11 protein-coding genes and 1 rRNA gene are annotated in these 17,178 nt (G+C 66.3%); 7 read left to right on the plus strand and 5 right to left on the minus strand.

Going from position 1 to position 17,178, the window contains the following annotated elements:
- Positions 1–96 precede the first annotated feature (96 nt).
- The gene (locus tag ACFFJK_RS10070) at positions 97–969 is read left to right on the plus strand and encodes an alpha/beta fold hydrolase (protein WP_379678977.1); all 873 of its coding nucleotides are present in this window, start codon (positions 97–99) and stop codon (positions 967–969) included.
- 134 nt (positions 970–1,103) lie between these two features.
- Positions 1,104–1,529 carry a universal stress protein gene (locus ACFFJK_RS10075; RefSeq protein ID WP_379678978.1) on the plus strand — a complete coding sequence of 142 codons (426 nt, stop codon included), beginning with the start codon at positions 1,104–1,106 and terminating at the stop codon, positions 1,527–1,529.
- A 58-nt stretch (positions 1,530–1,587) separates the two neighbouring features.
- On the opposite strand, the gene ACFFJK_RS10080 is transcribed toward ACFFJK_RS10075, so the two are convergent.
- A complete protein-coding gene (locus ACFFJK_RS10080) occupies positions 1,588–3,813 on the minus strand; it encodes an NADP-dependent malic enzyme (RefSeq protein ID WP_379678979.1) in 2,226 nt (741 codons plus the stop codon).
- Positions 3,814–4,111: 298 nt separating this feature from the next.
- Between ACFFJK_RS10080 and ACFFJK_RS10085 the strand changes: the two genes are divergently transcribed.
- The gene (locus ACFFJK_RS10085; protein WP_379678980.1) at positions 4,112–4,873 is read left to right on the plus strand and encodes a 3-keto-disaccharide hydrolase; all 762 of its coding nucleotides are present in this window, start codon (positions 4,112–4,114) and stop codon (positions 4,871–4,873) included.
- Between the two features lie 193 nt (positions 4,874–5,066).
- Complete coding sequence (locus tag ACFFJK_RS10090) at positions 5,067–7,130, plus strand: GDSL-type esterase/lipase family protein (RefSeq protein ID WP_379678981.1); 2,064 nt, start codon at positions 5,067–5,069, stop codon at positions 7,128–7,130.
- Between the two features lie 16 nt (positions 7,131–7,146).
- Here ACFFJK_RS10090 and ACFFJK_RS10095 read toward each other — a convergent pair whose 3' ends face one another.
- Positions 7,147–9,351 (minus strand): OsmC domain/YcaO domain-containing protein, encoded by a 2,205-nt coding sequence (locus ACFFJK_RS10095; RefSeq protein ID WP_379678982.1) that lies wholly within the window; start codon positions 9,349–9,351, stop codon positions 7,147–7,149.
- A gap of 310 nt (positions 9,352–9,661) precedes the next feature.
- On the opposite strand from ACFFJK_RS10095, the gene ACFFJK_RS10100 reads away from it, so the two are divergent.
- The gene (locus tag ACFFJK_RS10100) at positions 9,662–11,782 is read left to right on the plus strand and encodes a putative bifunctional diguanylate cyclase/phosphodiesterase (protein WP_379678983.1); all 2,121 of its coding nucleotides are present in this window, start codon (positions 9,662–9,664) and stop codon (positions 11,780–11,782) included.
- Between the two features lie 21 nt (positions 11,783–11,803).
- On the opposite strand, the gene ACFFJK_RS10105 is transcribed toward ACFFJK_RS10100, so the two are convergent.
- Positions 11,804–13,156, minus strand: a complete 1,353-nt coding sequence (locus ACFFJK_RS10105) for an MFS transporter (protein ID WP_379678984.1) — start codon at positions 13,154–13,156, stop codon at positions 11,804–11,806.
- A gap of 183 nt (positions 13,157–13,339) precedes the next feature.
- Here ACFFJK_RS10105 and ACFFJK_RS10110 point away from each other — a divergent pair, with 183 nt between their 5' ends.
- Positions 13,340–15,481 carry a sensor histidine kinase gene (locus tag ACFFJK_RS10110; protein ID WP_379678985.1) on the plus strand — a complete coding sequence of 714 codons (2,142 nt, stop codon included), beginning with the start codon at positions 13,340–13,342 and terminating at the stop codon, positions 15,479–15,481.
- Positions 15,478–16,077, plus strand: coding sequence for a response regulator transcription factor (locus ACFFJK_RS10115; protein ID WP_379678986.1), 600 nt, complete (start codon positions 15,478–15,480; stop codon positions 16,075–16,077). Before ACFFJK_RS10110 ends, ACFFJK_RS10115 begins: the two co-directional genes overlap by 4 nt.
- Before the next feature lie 10 nt (positions 16,078–16,087).
- On the opposite strand, the gene ACFFJK_RS10120 is transcribed toward ACFFJK_RS10115, so the two are convergent.
- Entirely contained in the window at positions 16,088–16,549 is a 462-nt protein-coding gene (locus ACFFJK_RS10120; RefSeq protein WP_379678987.1) for a universal stress protein, read from the minus strand.
- 324 nt (positions 16,550–16,873) lie between these two features.
- Positions 16,874–16,986 (minus strand): 5S ribosomal RNA (gene rrf / locus ACFFJK_RS10125).
- Between the last annotated feature and the right edge of the window lie 192 nt (positions 16,987–17,178).

A 17,178-nucleotide genomic window follows, 5' to 3' on the forward strand; every position in this document is an offset into this window, starting at 1 on the left:
GGGGGAACGGGTATCAGATAATCAGATGGATACCTTCAATATTATGCGATTTTCTTAAGTAACGCCATCGTGCATAGTAGTGGAAAGGAGCCAACCATGAACGCACCAGCTGATCCACGCATCTTCGCAGTCCCCGAATTGTGCTTTGCCCGCATCCCGTCCGGTGCCCGTGTCCCCTACGTGGCCGCCGGCTCCGGGGAGCCGCTGCTGTTCGTCCACGGTTCGCTGTGCGACTACCGCTACTGGAACAGCCAGGCGGACGTCCTTTCCAGGGATTTCTTCTGCGTGTCGGTCAGCCTCAGCCACTACTGGCCGGGCGGCGACGGCCATGCCGGGGGAACGTTCGGCTGGAAGACGCACGTCGCCGAGCTCGCCGAATTCATCGCCGCGATGAACGTGGGCCCGGTGCACCTGGTGGGCCACTCGCGCGGGGCGTGCGTCGCGTTCCACCTGGCGCGCGAGTATCCGGAGCTGGTCAGGACGCTGACGCTGGCCGATCCCGCCGGCCCCGTGCATACCGAGGGGGACCAGGCGGCAGCGCCGCCCGCCGCAACCGACCTGCTGCGCGCCCGGGTGGCCGAGCTGATCGATGGCGGCGCGATCGACGCCGGCCTGGAGCTGTTCGTCGACTCGGTCAGCATGCCCGGCATCTGGCGCAAGAGCCCGGCCTCGTTCCGCACGATGGCGACCGCCAACGCGTCCACGCTGCCGAAGCAGTTCCGCGATCCCTTGCCGGCCTATACCCGCGCAGCGGCGGCCGGCATCGCGTGCCGCACCCTGCTCGTCGAAGGGCAGCGAAGCCCGCGCATGTACCGCGACAACGTGGAAAAGCTGGCCGGCTGGATCGGGCACGTCGACAAGCGCACCATCCTGGGCGCGTCGCACGGGATGAACGTCACCCATGCGGCGGCGTTCAACCGCCTGCTCCGTGCCTTCGTGGGAAGCACCTGGAACAAGCGCCCGGAATAAGCGTGCGGATCGGGCGCGCGGATCCTCTGCCGGCGCGCCATGGACGAGCGAACGCGACCCCGGTGCGGGATCGGGTACACTGGCGGCGACACGCCGCTCCACGATCCTGTGGACGACCTTACCCGGGAGACGCCATGAACAAGGTATTGATTCCATGCGACGGGTCGGACAGCGCATTGCGCGCCGTGCGCCACGCCGCCGAAGGGCTTGGGAGAAGCTCGCCGCCGAGCCTGCAGTTGCTGCACGTGATCGAGCCCATGACGGCTGTGACCCTGTCCGAGGCCTTCGCCGCGCAGGGCCTGGACGACCGCTTCCCGCCGCAGGCCGCGCAGGCCCTGCAGCCGGCCATCTCCGCCCTCGACGCGGCCGGAGTTCCCTACACCCTCCATTGCCGCTTCGGCGAGCCCGCAACCGAGATTGCAGCCCATGCGCGCGAGACCGGTTGCGATGCGATCGTGATGGGCACGCGCGGGCGCGGCGCCCTGGCGAGCCTCGTGATCGGATCGGTCGCCATGCGCGTGGTACAGCAGGTCGACATCCCCGTGACACTGGTGAAGTGAGGTCCTGCCGGAAGTAGATGAAGATGCACGCCGGTTTGCCCCGGCGTGCACCCAGCGGTCAGCGCACGCCTGCCACTGCAAGCGCCGTCATGTTGACGATGCGGCGCACGGTCGCACTCGGGCTCAGGATGTGCACCGCCTTGGCCGCGCCCAGCAGGATCGGACCGACGGTGACGCCCTTGCCCGCCGCCACCTTCAGCACGTTGAACAGGATGTTCGCGGCATCCAGCGAAGGCATCACCAGGAGATTGGCGCTGCCGGCAAACCCGCCGGGGTCCGCCGCTTCTCCCGCCGGCTGGTACAGGCGCCGGATTTCCTCGGACAGTGCGGCGTCGCCGTGCACCTCGCCGATCAAGGCCAGTTCCGGCGCGCTTTCAGCCAGCAGCGCGCGCGCTTCGCGCATCTTGCGCGCCGAGGGACGCTCGGACGAACCGAAGATCGAATGCGACAGCAGCGCCGCCTTGGGCTCGAGCCCGAAATGGCGCAATTCGGTCGCGGCCAGGCGCGTGATGTCCGCCAGTTCCTGCGCCGACGGATTGTCGTTGACGTAGGTGTCGGTGATGAACAGGGTCAGCTTGTCCAGCACCAGCGCATTCATCGCCGCCAGCACGCCGGCGCCCGGCGCGGTGCCGATCACGTCGCGCACGTGCGCCAGGTGACTGTCGTAGGTGCCCGCCATGCCGCAGATCAGGGCGTCGACCTCGCCGGACTGCAGCAGGCGCGTACCCTGGAGGGTCGCATCGCCGCTGCCATCCGGTTCGGCCAGCACGTAGTCGACGTCGCGCTTCAGGCGCAGGCCGGACTGCTTCACCGCCGTCTCCACCGCCTGTGCGGTACCGATCAGCACCGGCTTGGCCAGGCCTGCGTCGACCACGGTCTGCACCGCGCGCAGCACGCGCCCGTCGGCGCCTTCGGCGTAGGCGACGCGGCGCGGGGCCGCCTTGGCCTTGGCGAACACCGGCTTCATGAAGAAACCGGTGTGGTAGATCATCTCGCCCAGGCGCGCCCGGTAGGCGTCCATGTCGGCGATCGGGCGCGTGGCCACGCCGGAGCTTGCCGCGGCTTCGGCGACGGCCGGGGCGATGGCCGCCATCAGGCGCGGGTCGAAGGGTTTCGGGATGATGTATTCCGGGCCGAACGTCAGGTCCTGGCCGGCATAGGCTTCGGCCACGGTGTCGTTGGCCTCGGCCTCGGCCAGGCGCGCGATCGCGCCCACGCAGGCCAGCTTCATCTCGTCGGTGATGCGCGTCGCGCCGCAGTCCAGCGCGCCACGGAAGATGTAGGGGAAGCACAGCACGTTGTTCACCTGGTTCGGGTAGTCCGAACGGCCGGTCGCCACGATGCAGTCCGGGCGGGCGGCCTTGGCCACTTCCGGGCGGATCTCCGGTTCCGGATTGGCCAGGGCCAGGATCACCGGCTTGTCCGCCATGGTTTTCACCATCTCGGCGCTCAGCACGCCGGCCGTGGAGCAGCCCAGGAACACGTCGGCATCCTTGACGATATCGGCCAAGGTACGCGCAGGGGTGTCCTGCGCATAGCGCGCCTTGTTGGCTTCCATGTTGGCCTCGCGGCCCTGCCAGATCACGCCCTTGGAGTCCGTGACGAAGATGTTCTCCTGCTTCACGCCCAGGCTCACCATCATGTCCAGGCAGGCGATCGCCGCGGCGCCGGCGCCGGAGGCGGCCAGCTTGACGCTGCCGATGTCCTTGCCCACCACCTTCAGCGCGTTGAGCAGGGCCGCGCTCGAGATGATCGCGGTGCCGTGCTGGTCGTCGTGGAAGACCGGGATGTTCATGCGCTCGCGCAGCTTCTTCTCGATGTAGAAGCACTCGGGCGCCTTGATGTCCTCGAGGTTGATGCCGCCCACCGTCGGCTCGAGCATGGCGATGGCATCGACCAGCTTGTCCGGATCGTTCTCCGCCAGTTCCAGGTCGAACACGTCGACACCGGCAAATTTCTTGAACAGGCAGCCTTTGCCCTCCATCACCGGCTTCGATGCCAGCGGGCCGATGTTGCCCAGGCCGAGCACGGCGGTGCCGTTGCTGATCACTGCCACCAGGTTGGCGCGCGAGGTGTACTCGGCGGCCATGTTCGGGTCGGCGGCGATCTCCTCGCAGGCATAGGCCACGCCGGGCGAATAGGCCAGCGACAGGTCGCGCTGGTTGGACAGGGGTTTGGTCGCGACGACCTCGATCTTGCCGCGCACCGGACTGCGATGGTATTCGAGCGCATCTGCGCGCAATTGGGTGTCGTCGTTCCCGCTGAGATCGCTCTCACTGCTCATGTTCGTTCCTAAAAAAGTTATGTCAATCCGGCCTGCCCGGCATGGGCAGGCTGCTCCACCGTTCGCTGTGCCCGGCCGCCGCGCGCTGCGGGGGCGGCCGGATGGGTGTGAACATGGACTAGCATAGCTGCAAAAATAATATCCTGCTTGCAGGTTGGCGTGACAAGGCCACGGACGACGCCCCGGCGCATGCAAGCAGCATGGGCACGGACGCGGGCAGGCCACCGCATGCGTCCACCGCCACCGGGTCCAGTCCGGCGTGCTATTCTTTTTTCCTTTTTATCCATCAGGGCAGGCCATGATTGCAAAAACGGGGGTGGTGATGTTCGGATTGGCGCTGCTGCTTCCGGTGGCGGCCCAGGACCGGCAGCAGCCGGACCCGAAGGACACCGAAGTGTGGGGCGCACAGCCCAGGCGCGTCGCTCCCGGCGCCTCATCCGGCGCGCCATCCGACGCGATCGTGCTGTTCGATGGCGGGGACCTGCGCGAATGGGTATCCGCCGCTACGCCCGGCAAGCCGGCCGACTGGATCGTGGCGGGCGGCGTCCTCACGGTCCGCGGCGGGAGCGGAGACATCCAGACCAGGCGCCTGTTCACGGACTACCAGATCCACCTCGAGTGGCGCGTGCCCGCTTCGCTCGCCGGGAACGGCCAGGCCAGGGGCAACAGTGGCCTGTTCCTCGCCTCGACCGGCGCCGGCAGCGGCTACGAGATCCAGATCCTCGACTGCGCCGACAACCAGACCTATGCGAACGGGCAGGCGGCGAGCATCTACAAGCAGCACATCCCGCTGGTGAACGCCTGCGCCGCGGCCGGCGAATGGCAGGCCTACGATGTCATCTGGACCGCCCCGCGCTTCTCCAGCGACGGCGCACTGGTCTCGCCCGCCCATGTGACAGTGCTGCACAACGGCGTGCTGGTGCAGCACCATGTCGCCCTCCAGGGCGAGACGGTGTATGCGGGCAAGCCGTCGTACCGCAGGCACGGGCCGGCGCCGATCAAGCTGCAGGACCATGGCGATGCGGTCAGCTTCCGGAACATCTGGGTGCGGCCGCTCTGACTCCCGCTGCCCATCCGAACCCGGCGCCGCCGCTCGCTCGCAACTCGCGAAATTGCCAGATGTTCACACCACATGCAATACTCCAGCATTCCCGGCCGCGCCGTGCCTGACCCCCATGCCTCGTATGTACGCAGCCTGCCCACTCCATCCAGTCTCCAACCCGCAGAAACGGCACGGTCGATCCGGCGCCGCCATGCGTAGCGCATTCACTGCCCTGTTGTTCTGCCTCCTCGCGCTCGCCGCGTTGCCGGCGCACGCATGGGAGCCAGCGCCGCCGCAGGCGCTGCGCTTCAATTTCACGAACCAGCCCATGCCGGGCGCCATCCAGGTCAAGTGGAGCGCGCGCGACGGCGTGCCCCTGTTCGACGCCGCCACCGGCCATGGTTTCGTGGACCGCACCGGCGCCCTGCCCGCGCGGCCGGTGCATACCGCCGGGATCCGCAGCGATGGCACGGGCTTCGTGATCGCCGAGCCTAGCTTCGAGGCCGAGAAGAACTACGAGAAGGACCATTACAACAACTACGGCATGGCCTTCCGCATCAAGGCCGCGCCGGGCGCCTATGCCATTCGCGTGCGCACCACCTCGGGCGCCGACGACACCATCGTGTCGGTCACCGGCATGCAGACCAGCCGCCTGGCGCCCGGCGTGTTCTGGGATGCGGCGGGCCTGCTGCCGAACCGGACGACCGTCACCGCGCAAGGAAAGGAATGGTCCTACCGCTACGTCAATGGACGCGATTTCATCGATATCGAAATCGAACCGAAGCGCCCGCATGTACCGGTCGGGGTCGAGGAAATCAGCATCACCCCGATCGCAGCGCAGACCAGGCCGGCGGGTGTGCTGCCCGCCATTTACACGCTGGGCGATTCGACGGTCAAATCCTACACCTTCGACGAAGCCCCGATGAGCGGCTGGGGCCAGGTGTTCGACAAGCTGTTCGACCCGCGCAAGGTGCGCGTGCTGAACTACTCGATGGGCGGGCGGTCGTTCCGCAACGCCTACGCCGAAGGGCGGTTGAACGACCTGCTGCTGGCCGGGCACGTCGGCGACATCGTCATGATCCAGTTCGGCCACAACGACGAGAGCGAAGACGAGATGCGCCGCTTCGGACGGGGCTCGACCGAGGCAATGTACGAAACCTTCATCACGCAGTTCTACCTGCCCGCGATCCGCGCGCGCGGCATGGTCCCGGTGTTCGTGACGCCGATGTCGCGCGTGAACGGCAATGCCCGGCCGGGCGAAGCCTATGTGAACTCGTTCAGGAAGCGGCGCTTCCCCGACCTGATGAAGAAGCTGGGCGCGGCCCACGGCGTCACGGTGGTCGACCTGAATGCGCGCAGCGTCGACTTCTACAACCAGACCGGCGTGCCCGCCATCACGGCGATGGTGATGGCGATCGAGGCCGGCGAGACGCCCGGCAAGACCAACGACGGCAGCTATGCCAACGGCCACCCCGCCAACAAGATCGACGGCACCCACTTCCGGGAATCGCTGTCGAAGCAGTACGCGCGGATCGTCGCCACCGAACTGGCGCAGCTCGCACAACAGGGGGACAGGGTCGCGTCCGGCATCGCCGCGCAGCTCAGGAGCGAGGTGCGGGCCGCCATCGGCGCCGGCGACTGGTCCGCAATCCATCCCGAGATCGCGCGCGACATCGCCAGCGGAGACAACGCGTATTACCGGGACCAGATCGAGAAACTGCTGCAACTGGGCGCATTGCGCAAGGACGCCCAGGGCAACTTCCACCCGCAGCAGCCGATGCAGACGCGCGAATTCGTGGCGGCGCTCGGCACCGTGATGGGCCTGGACGCGAGCGCACTGGCCCGGCAGGCGAAGATAACCCGGGACGGGCCGCTCACGCGCGAAGCCATGGGCGCGGTCCTGCTGGACGCCTACCGGGCGAAGTTCAGCGCCCCGCCGAAGTACATGACCGACTACAACGGCAAGACGGTGCTCCCCGGCGCGCCGGGCTACGACCCCAACCTCGACAGCGGTGCGCAGGGGGCGATGTATTACCCGCTGGTCCGTTGGGACGGCTTGCTCGATACGGGCGACGTGTCGGCGCCCTACGCGGCCAGGCTCAAGGAAGCGTACGAACTCGGCCTGATACGCTCGGAAGCGGGCATTGCACGCGGGCGCATGGTCAACGGACGCCTGCTGGAACCGACGGCCACCGTCACCCGCGCCAAGGCCGCCAAGGCCTTGTACTTCATGTGGGTGCTGGCGCAGCCGCCGAAAGCCGAAAACGACGGGTAGCGGCTACGCCCCGGGCTTACCTGGATGCGGCCGCGGCCTTGGCCCGCGCCGCATGCAGTTTCCGGTAGCTGTCGAGCAGGCGGTGGTGCCGGTCGAGGCCTTCCAGCTTCGTGCTGGTCGGCGTCAGGCCGTGGAAGCGCACGCTGCCGTCCACCGAGCCCAGCACCGCATCCATGCGCGCGTTGCCATACATGCGGCGGAAGTTGACGACGTAGTCGTCCAGCTCCAGTTCGTCATCGAGCACCACTTCCAGCACCACGTTCATCGCCTGGTAGAACAGGCGGCGTTCGACGGTGTTGTCGTTGTACTGCAGGAAGGCGCCCACCAGCTCGTGCGCCTCGTCGAATTGCTGCAGGGCGAGGTTGATCAGGAGCCGCAGCTCGAGCACCGTGAGCTGTCCCCAGTCCGTGTTCTCGTCGAACTCGATGCCGATCAGGCTGGCGATGTCGGAGTACTCGTCCAGCTCGTTGTTTTCCAGGCGCTCGAGCAGTGCCGCCAGGGCGGCATCGTCCAGGCGATGCAGGTTCAGGATATCTTCGCGGAACAACAGCGACTTGTTGGTGTTGTCCCAGACCAGGTCTTCGGCCGGGTAGATCTCCGAATAGCCGGGCACCAGGATCCGGCAGGCGACAGCGCCCAGCTGGTCGTACACCGCCGTATAGACCTCCTTGCCCATGTCTTCGAGAATGCCGAGCAGGGTCGCGGCTTCCTCGGCATTGGAATCCTTGCCCCGCGCCGAAAAGTCCCATTCGACAAAATCGAAATCGGCCCTGGCGCTGAAGAAGCGCCACGACACCACCCCGCTGGAATCGATGAAGTGCTCGACGAAGTTGTACGGTTCGGTCACCGCCTCGCTGGCGAAGGTGGGCTGCGGCAGGTCGTTCAGGCCTTCGAAGCTGCGCCCCTGCAGCAGTTCCGTCAGGCTGCGCTCCAGCGCCACCTCGAAGCTCGGGTGCGCGCCGAACGAGGCAAAGACGCCGCCGGTGCGCGGGTTCATCAGGGTCACGCACATGACCGGATAGGTCCCGCCCAGCGACGCATCCTTGACCAGCACCGGGAAGCCCTGCTCTTCCAGCCCCTTGATGCCGGCCAGGATGCCGGGATACTTCGCCAGCACGTCCTGCGGCACGTCCGGCAGGGCGAGCTCGCCTTCCAGGATTTCGCGCTTGACTGCCCGCTCGAAGATCTCGGAAAGGCACTGGACTTGCGCTTCGGCAAGCGTATTGCCGGCACTCATGCCATTGCTGGCGTACAGGTTCTCGACCAGGTTGGACGGGAAATAGACCACTTCACCGTCGGAATGCCGTAGGAACGGCAGGGAGACGATGCCGCGCTCGACGTTACCGGAGTTGGTATCGATCAGGTGCGAGCCGCGCAGTTCGCCATCCGGGTCGTAGATCGGCAGGCAGTACGCGTCGAGGATTCCGCTCGGGATCGCATCGTCGGGTCCGGGCTTGAACCAGCGCTCGTTCGGATAATGGACGAAGGGCGCGTTGGCGATGTCTTCGCCCCAGTACACGCCGGCGTAGAAATGGTTGTTGTTCAGGCGCTCGATATATTCGCCCAGGGCCGACGCCAGCGCGCTTTCCTTCGTCGCTCCCTTGCCGTTGGTAAAGCACATCGGCGAGTGCGCGTCGCGGATGTGCAGCGACCACACGTTCGGGACGATGTTGCGCCACGACGCGATCTCGATCTTGATGCCCCAGCTCGCCAGCATGCCCGACATGTTGGCAATGGTCTGCTCCAGCGGCAGGTCCTTGCCCGGGATGTAGGTGGCCGACTCGGCACCGGGCTGCAGGGTCAGCAGCGCCTGGGCGTCGGCATCCAGGTTCTCGACCTCTTCGATCACGAACTCGGGACCGGTCTGCACCACTTTTTTCACGGTGCAGCGGTCGATCGAGCGCAGGATGCCCTGGCGGTCCTTGTCGGAGATATCCGGCGGCAGCTCGACCTGGATCTTGAAAATCTGCTGGTAGCGGTTTTCCGGGTCGACGATATTATTCTGCGACAGGCGGATATTCTCGGTCGGGATATTGCGGGTGTCGCAGTACAACTTCACGAAGTATGCCGCGCACAAGGCCGACGAGGCCAGGAAATAATCGAAGGGGCCGGGGGCCGAGCCGTCGCCTTTATAGCGGATAGGCTGGTCGGCGATGACCGTGAAGTCATCGAACTTGGCTTCGAGACGCAGCTTGTCGAGGAAGTTGACTTTGATTTCCATGAAAATTCCAAATAAACGCTTGAATGGTTGTCGCCGCGCGAAGCGGGCATTCCCGCGGTACGGCATAAGCGAGCTATGCAGCCCTGCCGAACAGGGCCTGACAGGTACGGCGTGATGGCGACGAGGGGAACACGATGCATGCTGACGAGAGAGGACCAGTATGCTAGCAGATTCCAGCGCGCGGAAGGCAGCTTCGCGGCATGCAAGGAGCCCGTGCACGGGTCAGGCGCGCGCCAGCGGATACCGGACCTGCTAGCATCCCGCCATTGGCTCGCTAATCATCTTGCCGTCTTGCGCGATCCGGACCGCCATGCCCCACACTACCCCAGCGGACGTACTGCGTTATCCCGACGCGCTGCACGACCACCTGCCGGCGGGCGTCGTCGTGCATGCCGCGGACGGCCGCATCGTGTCGGCCAACCGCCTGGCCCAGGAACTGCTGGGCCGTACCGAAGCCGAGCTGCTCGAGGCGCATACCGGCGCAAGCGCCTGGACCATCCTCCGCGAGGATGGGTCTCCCATGTCCCCCGAGGAATTCCCCGCGAACGTCGTGCTGAACACGGGCCGGAAACTGTCCGGTCTCGTCGGCGGCATCGTCAGCTCAGGTTCGACGACCTGGCTGCTGTGTAACGCCTATCCCGAGTTCGACGAAGCCGGAAACATCCAGCAGGTGGTGGTCTGCTTCACCGATTGCACCGCGCTGAAACATGCCCAGGAATCGCTGGCGAAATCCGAGGAGAGGTTGAGGCTGGTGCTCAAGGGCTCCACCGACGCTCCCTGGGACTGGGACCTGCTCACCGGTGAAGTGTATTACTCGGAGCGCTGGTGGAACATGCTCGGTTACCCCAGCGGCGAAGGCGTCGACGATTCCAGCGCCTGGCGAGGTCTCCTGCACCCGGACGACGACGCCATGATCGCGGACTACCTCGTGGACCTGCTGCCCAGCCGGCGCGAAGGCTACAGCCTGGAGTTCCGGCTGCGCCACGTGGATGGCCACTACGTGCCGGTGCTGTCGCGCGGCTACGTCCTGCGTGACGACACCGGCCGGGCCTTGCGCATCTCGGGCGTGAACACCGACCTCACCGAGCGCAAGCGCACCGAGCGGCGCATCTACGAGCTGGCCTACTACGATCACCTCACCGGCCTGCCGAACCGCCGCTTCCTGCTCGAGGAGCTGGAGCACGTCCTGGCGCGCGGCCGGCGCTCGGGCCACTACAGTGCCCTGCTCTACCTCGACCTGGACAACTTCAAGCTGCTCAACGACACGATGGGGCACGACATGGGCGACATGCTGCTGCGCCAGGCGGCCCACCGGCTGCGCTGCACGGTCCGCCACAGCGACCAGCTTGCCCGGCTCGGCGGCGACGAATTCGTCGTCGTGCTCGAGGGCCTGGACTATTCGGCGCGAGGGGCGGCGGCCGAGGCGGAGCGTGCCGTGAGCAAGATCCTTTCCGCCCTGGGCGAGCCCTATCAGCTCGACGCGCTCCTGTTCAAGAGCACGGCAAGCATCGGCATTGCGCTATTCAACGGCGTGGACGCCAAGGTCGAGACGCTGCTGAAGCAGGCCGACCTGGCAATGTATCGCGCCAAGGCCGACGGGCGCGGGATCGCACGCTTCTTCGACCGCAGCATGCAGGATGCGGCAGACCGCCGCGCCGCATTCGAGGGCGCGATGCGCAATGGCCTCTCGCTGGGCCAGTTCCGCCTGTTCTGCCAGCCCCAGTTCGACGCCCGGGGACGCTTGAGGGGCGCGGAAGTCCTGGTGCGCTGGCAACGTGGGGAGCACGACCTGATCGGCCCCGAGCATTTCATCGGTTTCGCCGAAGAGTCGGGCCTCATCCTTCCGCTTGGCGAGCATGTGCTGAATGAGACCTGCCGCGCGCTCGCCCGCTGGCAGGACGACTCCACGCTCGGGCGCCTGAAGCTGGCGGTGAATGTGAGCGTACACCAGATGCGGCACCCCGATTTCCCTTCCGCCGTCGCCGGCATCCTGGACGGCACCGGGGCCCCCGCCGGGAGGCTGTGCCTGGAGCTGACCGAAAGCGTGTTTGCCGAGGACATGCACGAGATCAGCGGCCGCATGCACCAGCTCCGCGCGCACGGCATCTGCTTCTCGCTCGACGACTTCGGCACCGGCTACTCCTCGCTGGCCTATCTCAAGCGCTTCCCGCTCTCGGAACTGAAGATTGACCGCTCCTTCGTACGCGACGTCAGTACCGACGCCGGCTCGGCATCGATCGTCGAGGCCATCATCGCGCTGGCGCGCAAGCTCAAGCTCGATATCGTCGCCGAGGGCGTCGAGCACGAGGCACAACGCAGTTTCCTGGTTCATGGCGGCTGTTCCTCGATGCAGGGCTTCCTGCTAGGCCGCCCTCTTCCGCTGGCGGAGTTCGAGCACCAGTACAGCGCCGCCGGGGTCGGGCATGCCTGACGGTAGGGCTCTACCGGGACCTCAGTGGCCCCTCGCCTCCGCATCGATCCGGGAATTGGCCGCGGTGTCCCGCATGAACCAGCAGACCACCAGGGTGCAAGCGATCACGCCGGTGGCGTACCAGTAGAAGCCGCTTTCCAGGTCAATCGACTTGAACCACAGGGCCATGTACTCGGCCGTTCCGCCGAACACCGACACCGCGAAAGCGTACGGCACGCCGACACCGGTGGCCCGGATGCTGGCCGGGAACATCTCGGCCTTGACCAGCGCGTTGATCGAGGTGTAGCCGGACACGATGATCCAGGCGCAGGCGATCAGCGCGAAGGCCTCCCATGGGCCGCTGGCATTGCGGATGGCCGTAAGCAGCGGCACGGTGAAGAGCGTGCCGAGCAAGGCGAAGCCCACCAGCAGGGGACGGCGGCCGATCCGGTCGGACAGCGCGCCGTACAGGGGTTGCAGGCACATGGCGAACAGCAGCGAGCCCGCGGAAACCGCCGTGGTCTGGGCATCGGTGAGGCCGACGGACAGGCGCAGGAATTTCTGCATGTAGGTGGTGTAGACATAGAAGGCCAGCGTGCCGCCCATCGTCAGGCCGATCACCAGCAACACCTCTTTCGGATGCTGAGCCAGTTGGCGCAGTCCGCCCATCGGCTTGGCCTTCTTGCGCGCGGCTTCGAAGGAATCGGTCTCCGGCATGTTGTGACGCATGGTCAGGGCCAGCACGGCGAGGGTGGCGCCGATAAAGAACGGGATCCGCCAGCCCCAGGCGCGCAGTTGCTCGTCGGAGAGCAGGAAGCGCTGCAGGACGAGCAGGAGCAGCAGCGCCAGCAACTGGCCGCCGATCAGCGTGACGTACTGGAAGCTGGCGTAGAAGCCGCGATGCTTCGAATCCGCCATTTCCGACAGATAGGTGGCGCTGGCGCCGTACTCGCCGCCGAGGCTGAGGCCTTGCAGCAGGCGCGCCAGCAGCAGGATGCAGGGCGACAGGATGCCGGCGGTGGCGTAGGTCGGCGCGCAGGCGATCAGGAGCGAGCCGAAGCACATGAGCAGGACCGAGGCCATCAGGGCCGTCCTGCGGCCGCGCCGGTCGGCCAGGCGGCCGAACAGGATGCCGCCGAGCGGTCGCACAAAAAATCCAAGGGCAAAGATGCCGGCCGTGGACATCATTTGCGCGGTCGTGTCCTGGGCCGGGAAGAACGAGCTCGCGAAGTACAACGCGAACGCCGAATAGCAGTAGAAGTCGAACCACTCGACCAGGTTGCCGGACGAGCCGACGAAGATTGCGCGCAGGCGCTTGCCGGAAATGCGCTCGCCGGCAGCGGCGGCGCCGGCGGTGCGGCCGCCGGCAGCCGGCCTCGTTGTGACTGTCGTCATTGTTGTCTCCTGTGATCGACGGGCGATCGATGCATCATCCCGTTCCTGGCCGCTACTATCCCGCTCGGCAGTGCAACGCGCATCCGCAACTTCGGCGCTGCCGCCTCCGTAAAACTACGCAGAGGTGTTCCAAACCGCCCTTGTAACTGTTATCGTCTCGCGATCTGATCCTTAGGAAATGGAATGACCAGCTGGTTCACTGCGCGTCATTGGCGCGGGTTCGCCGCAGCCGCGGCAGCGCTGGTCCTGGTCGTGGCGACGGGACACTGGGCCGAACAGCGCGAGCTGCAGACCCAGATGGAAGCCTTGCGCCAGGCCGCGGCCGCGCACGCGCTGGGACTGCGCGGGCTGGTCGAGAAACACGACTTCCTGCCGCACGCGGCGGCGCGCCACCCGGGCGTGCATGCGCTGCTGCGCGCCCCGCGCGATGCGGCCCTGCAGGCGCGCGTCAACGACTATTTTGCCGACCTGCAGGCGACCACCGGCGCCGCCGCCCTGTACCTGGTCGACCGCGACGGGCTGACGCTTTCCGCCAGCAACTGGAACACGCCGTCGAGCTTCGTCGGCCAGTACTACCGCCAGCGCGCCTACTTCGAGGATGCCGTGCAGGGCCGCCGTGGATTCTTCTATGGCCTCGGCCTGACCACCGGACAGTCCGGCCTGTTCATCGCCGAGCCCGTGCGGGTGGAAGGCGCCATCCTCGGCGTGGTGGTGGTCAAGATCAGCCTGGAAGCGCTGCAGGCCACGTGGATGCGCGTCGCCGATCCGGTGCTGCTCAGGGACAGCCGCGGCATCGTCTTCCTGAGCGGCGAGCCCGCGTGGCTGTTCCACAGCGTACGCCCCGTTTCCGCGCTTGACGCGCGCTGGATCGCCGAACACGAGCAGTACGCCGATCGCGCGCGTTTCGATCTCCTGCCATGGACGGTGGAGGCGCGCCACGACGCCTCCGCCTTCGTGCTGCGCACCGTCGTGCAGGGGCGCCGCAGGAACCTGCTGGCGCTCGACACGCCGCTGCCGGAGCTCGGCTGGACCCTGACGAACACGACCGACATGAAGGAAGTACAGCAGGCGCGCCGGGCCGCGCGCACGCTCACCGCGCTGGCCCTTGCGCTGCTGCTGCTCGGCGTGCTGTACTGGCGCCTGCGCGAAAAGCGCTTCGTCGAGCAGCGCGCCGCGCGCCTGGAACTGGAACGCCGGGTGGAAGAACGCACCCGCGACCTGCAGGAAGCGCACGCCTTCCGCAAGGCGATGGAAGATTCCCTGCTCGTGGGCATGCGCGCCCGCGATCCGGATGGCAAGATCATCTACGTCAATCCTGCGTTCTGCGCCATGGTCGGCTACAGTGCCGAAGACTTGCTCGGTTGCCGGCCGCCCTACCCCTACTGGCATCCGGACGACCTGGACAAGCAGGCCCGCGAGAGCGACGATGCGCTGCAAGGACGCGCCGCGCCCCACGGCTTCGAATCGCGCCTCCGGCACAAGGACGGCCATGACGTCATCACGATGGTCTACAGCGCCCCACTGGTCGACGCGCAGGGCGTGCACCAGGGCACGATGAGTTCGGTCGTGGACATCACCGCACAAAAACAGGCCCAAGCCCGGCAGCGCGACCAGGAGCTGCGCCTGCAGCGCAGCGCCCGGCTGGCGAGCGTCGGCGAGATGGCCTCGACGCTGGCGCACGAACTCAACCAGCCGCTGATGGCCTTGTCCAATTTCGCGGTGGCGGCGCGCGCGCTGGCCGCGCACGGCTCACCGGACATGCTGGGCAACGCGCTCGACGAGATCGTCGGGCAGTCCAAGCGCGCGAGCGAAATCGTCAAGCGGGTGCGCGCTTTCATCAACCCGCAACGGGGCCAGTACGAAAGCCTGGCGATGGAGAGCGTCATCCTGCATGCGGAAACGCTGCTGAAGCCGGAACTGCAGCGCCAGGGTGTCGGCCTGGATGTCAGGGTGGACCCCGCGCTGGACGACGCCGGCGTCCTGGTGCGGGGGGACCGGGTCCTGCTCGAGCAAGTCCTCGTCAACCTGATCCAGAATGCGATGCAGGCCGTGCAGGACCAGCCGCCCCACCGCCGCTGCATCGCGCTTTCCTGCCGCGCTACCCGGCAGGGGCTGTGCACCAGCGTCGCCGACCAGGGCCCGGGAATTCCGCCAGCGCAGCTGGAACAGGTGTTCGCTCCGTTTTTCACCACCAAGCCCGACGGTCTCGGCCTGGGCTTGAACATCTGCCGCACCATCGTCGAGGCCCACGGCGGCGTCATCACCGTCGAAAACGGCGCCGACGGCGGCGCCATTTTTTCCTTCACGCTCCCCACCGTCCCATGAAAGAGATGCCCTTGATGCTCTACGTCGTCGACGACGACGAGGCCCTGCGCCGTTCGCTGTTCCTGCTGCTGTTCTCCCAGGGGCTCGCCGTCCAGGCCTTCGAATCCGGCGAGGCCTTCCTGGAAGCGGTGGACATGCGCCAGCCGGGCTGCGTGATCCTCGACCTGCGCATGGGCGGCATGAGCGGCCTGGCCGTGTTCGAACGCCTGCTGGCCGCGCACAGCCCCCTCGTGACCCTGTTCCTGTCCGCGCACGGCGACATCCCGACCGCGCTGGAAGCGGTCCGGCGCGGCGCCTACGACTGGGTGGAAAAACCCGACACCCAGCAACTGCTGGACAAGCTCCCCGCCGCCACCACGCTGGCGCGCGCACGCGCCCAGGCCCTGCGGATGTGGGCCGAACTAACGCCACGCGAGCGCGAGGTGGCCCGGCTCGTGGGCCTCGGCCAGCCCAACAAGGAGATCGCACGCGTACTCGTTCCTCCCTGCAGCCACCGCTCGGTGGAGACGCACCGCGCCAACATCTTCAGCAAACTGAAGTGCGCCAATGACAACGAGCTCGGGCGGTGGCTGGCGGCGCATCCGTGGCTGGATTGAGGAGGACCGGCTACGTGGCGCTGGCGCCCGCTCCCGGTCGCAGGACCATGACCGGAACCGGTGCGTGAGCCAGCACAGCCTGCGTGACGCTACCGGCCAGTAACCTGCTCAAGCCGCGCCGGCCGTGCGAGCCCATCACGATCAGGTCGCAGCCGTGCTCACGCGCGGCCCCGACGATCGCCTGCGCCGTGTCCGGCATGAAGCTGGCGATGGGGGTACACGCGATCCCGGCGGCACGGGCGCGCTCGGCAACGGCAGCGGCGAAACCATGGGCGTGCTCCAGCAGCTCATTCACCTGCTGGCCCGGGTCCACCACCATGGCCGCCTCGACCGACGGGATGGCGGGCGCGGGCTCGGCGATCGACAGCGCGACGATCGCGCTGCCGCAGGCCCGGGCAAGTTCAATGGCGGCGTCGACGGCCTGCCCGGAGATGGGCGAGCCATCGGTTGGCACGAGTATGCGCTTGTACATGATTTGTCCTCCAGAGCCGAAGTGTCATCGACGGTGCACCATCACCGGAATTACGCTGCGGATGAGCACCTTCTGCGTCTCGCTGCCCGGCAGCATCCCTTGCATGTAGGTAGCGAACCGGGCTGCGCTGCTGAGATTGAACTCAGTGTGTCCGAGTCGCTCAAGTTTTTGTTTGATTCAGGTCAAGCAAAAAACTAACTGTCGCAAGATCCACTTCGCTCCAGCGTGGTGATCTTTCATCGTTGCATGACGCATGGCGCAGTTTCGTGCGCCCAAAGCAAAAAACCCCGCAGAGATCACTCTGCGGGGTTTTTCATATAACTAGCCTGACGATAACCTACTTTCACACTGGTTGCAGCACTATCATCGGCGCAAAGTCGTTTCACGGTCCTGTTCGGGATGGGAAGGGGTGGGACCGACTTGCTATGGTCATCAGGCTTTGACTTGTAAGAGAGTTGACCAGTTGGCCAACATCCCTGCAATCCGGAAGAAGTATGTTTTTATTCTTGGGGTAATTCGTATCAACAAGCACGCGCTGTATTTCCTGACCTGGCATGACTGCCAAGGTTATAGGGACAAGCCGTACGGGCAATTAGTACTGGTTAGCTTAATGCATTACTGCACTTCCA

Source organism: Massilia consociata (genome assembly GCF_042432755.1).
Classification (GTDB): domain Bacteria; phylum Pseudomonadota; class Gammaproteobacteria; order Burkholderiales; family Burkholderiaceae_D; genus Telluria; species Telluria consociata.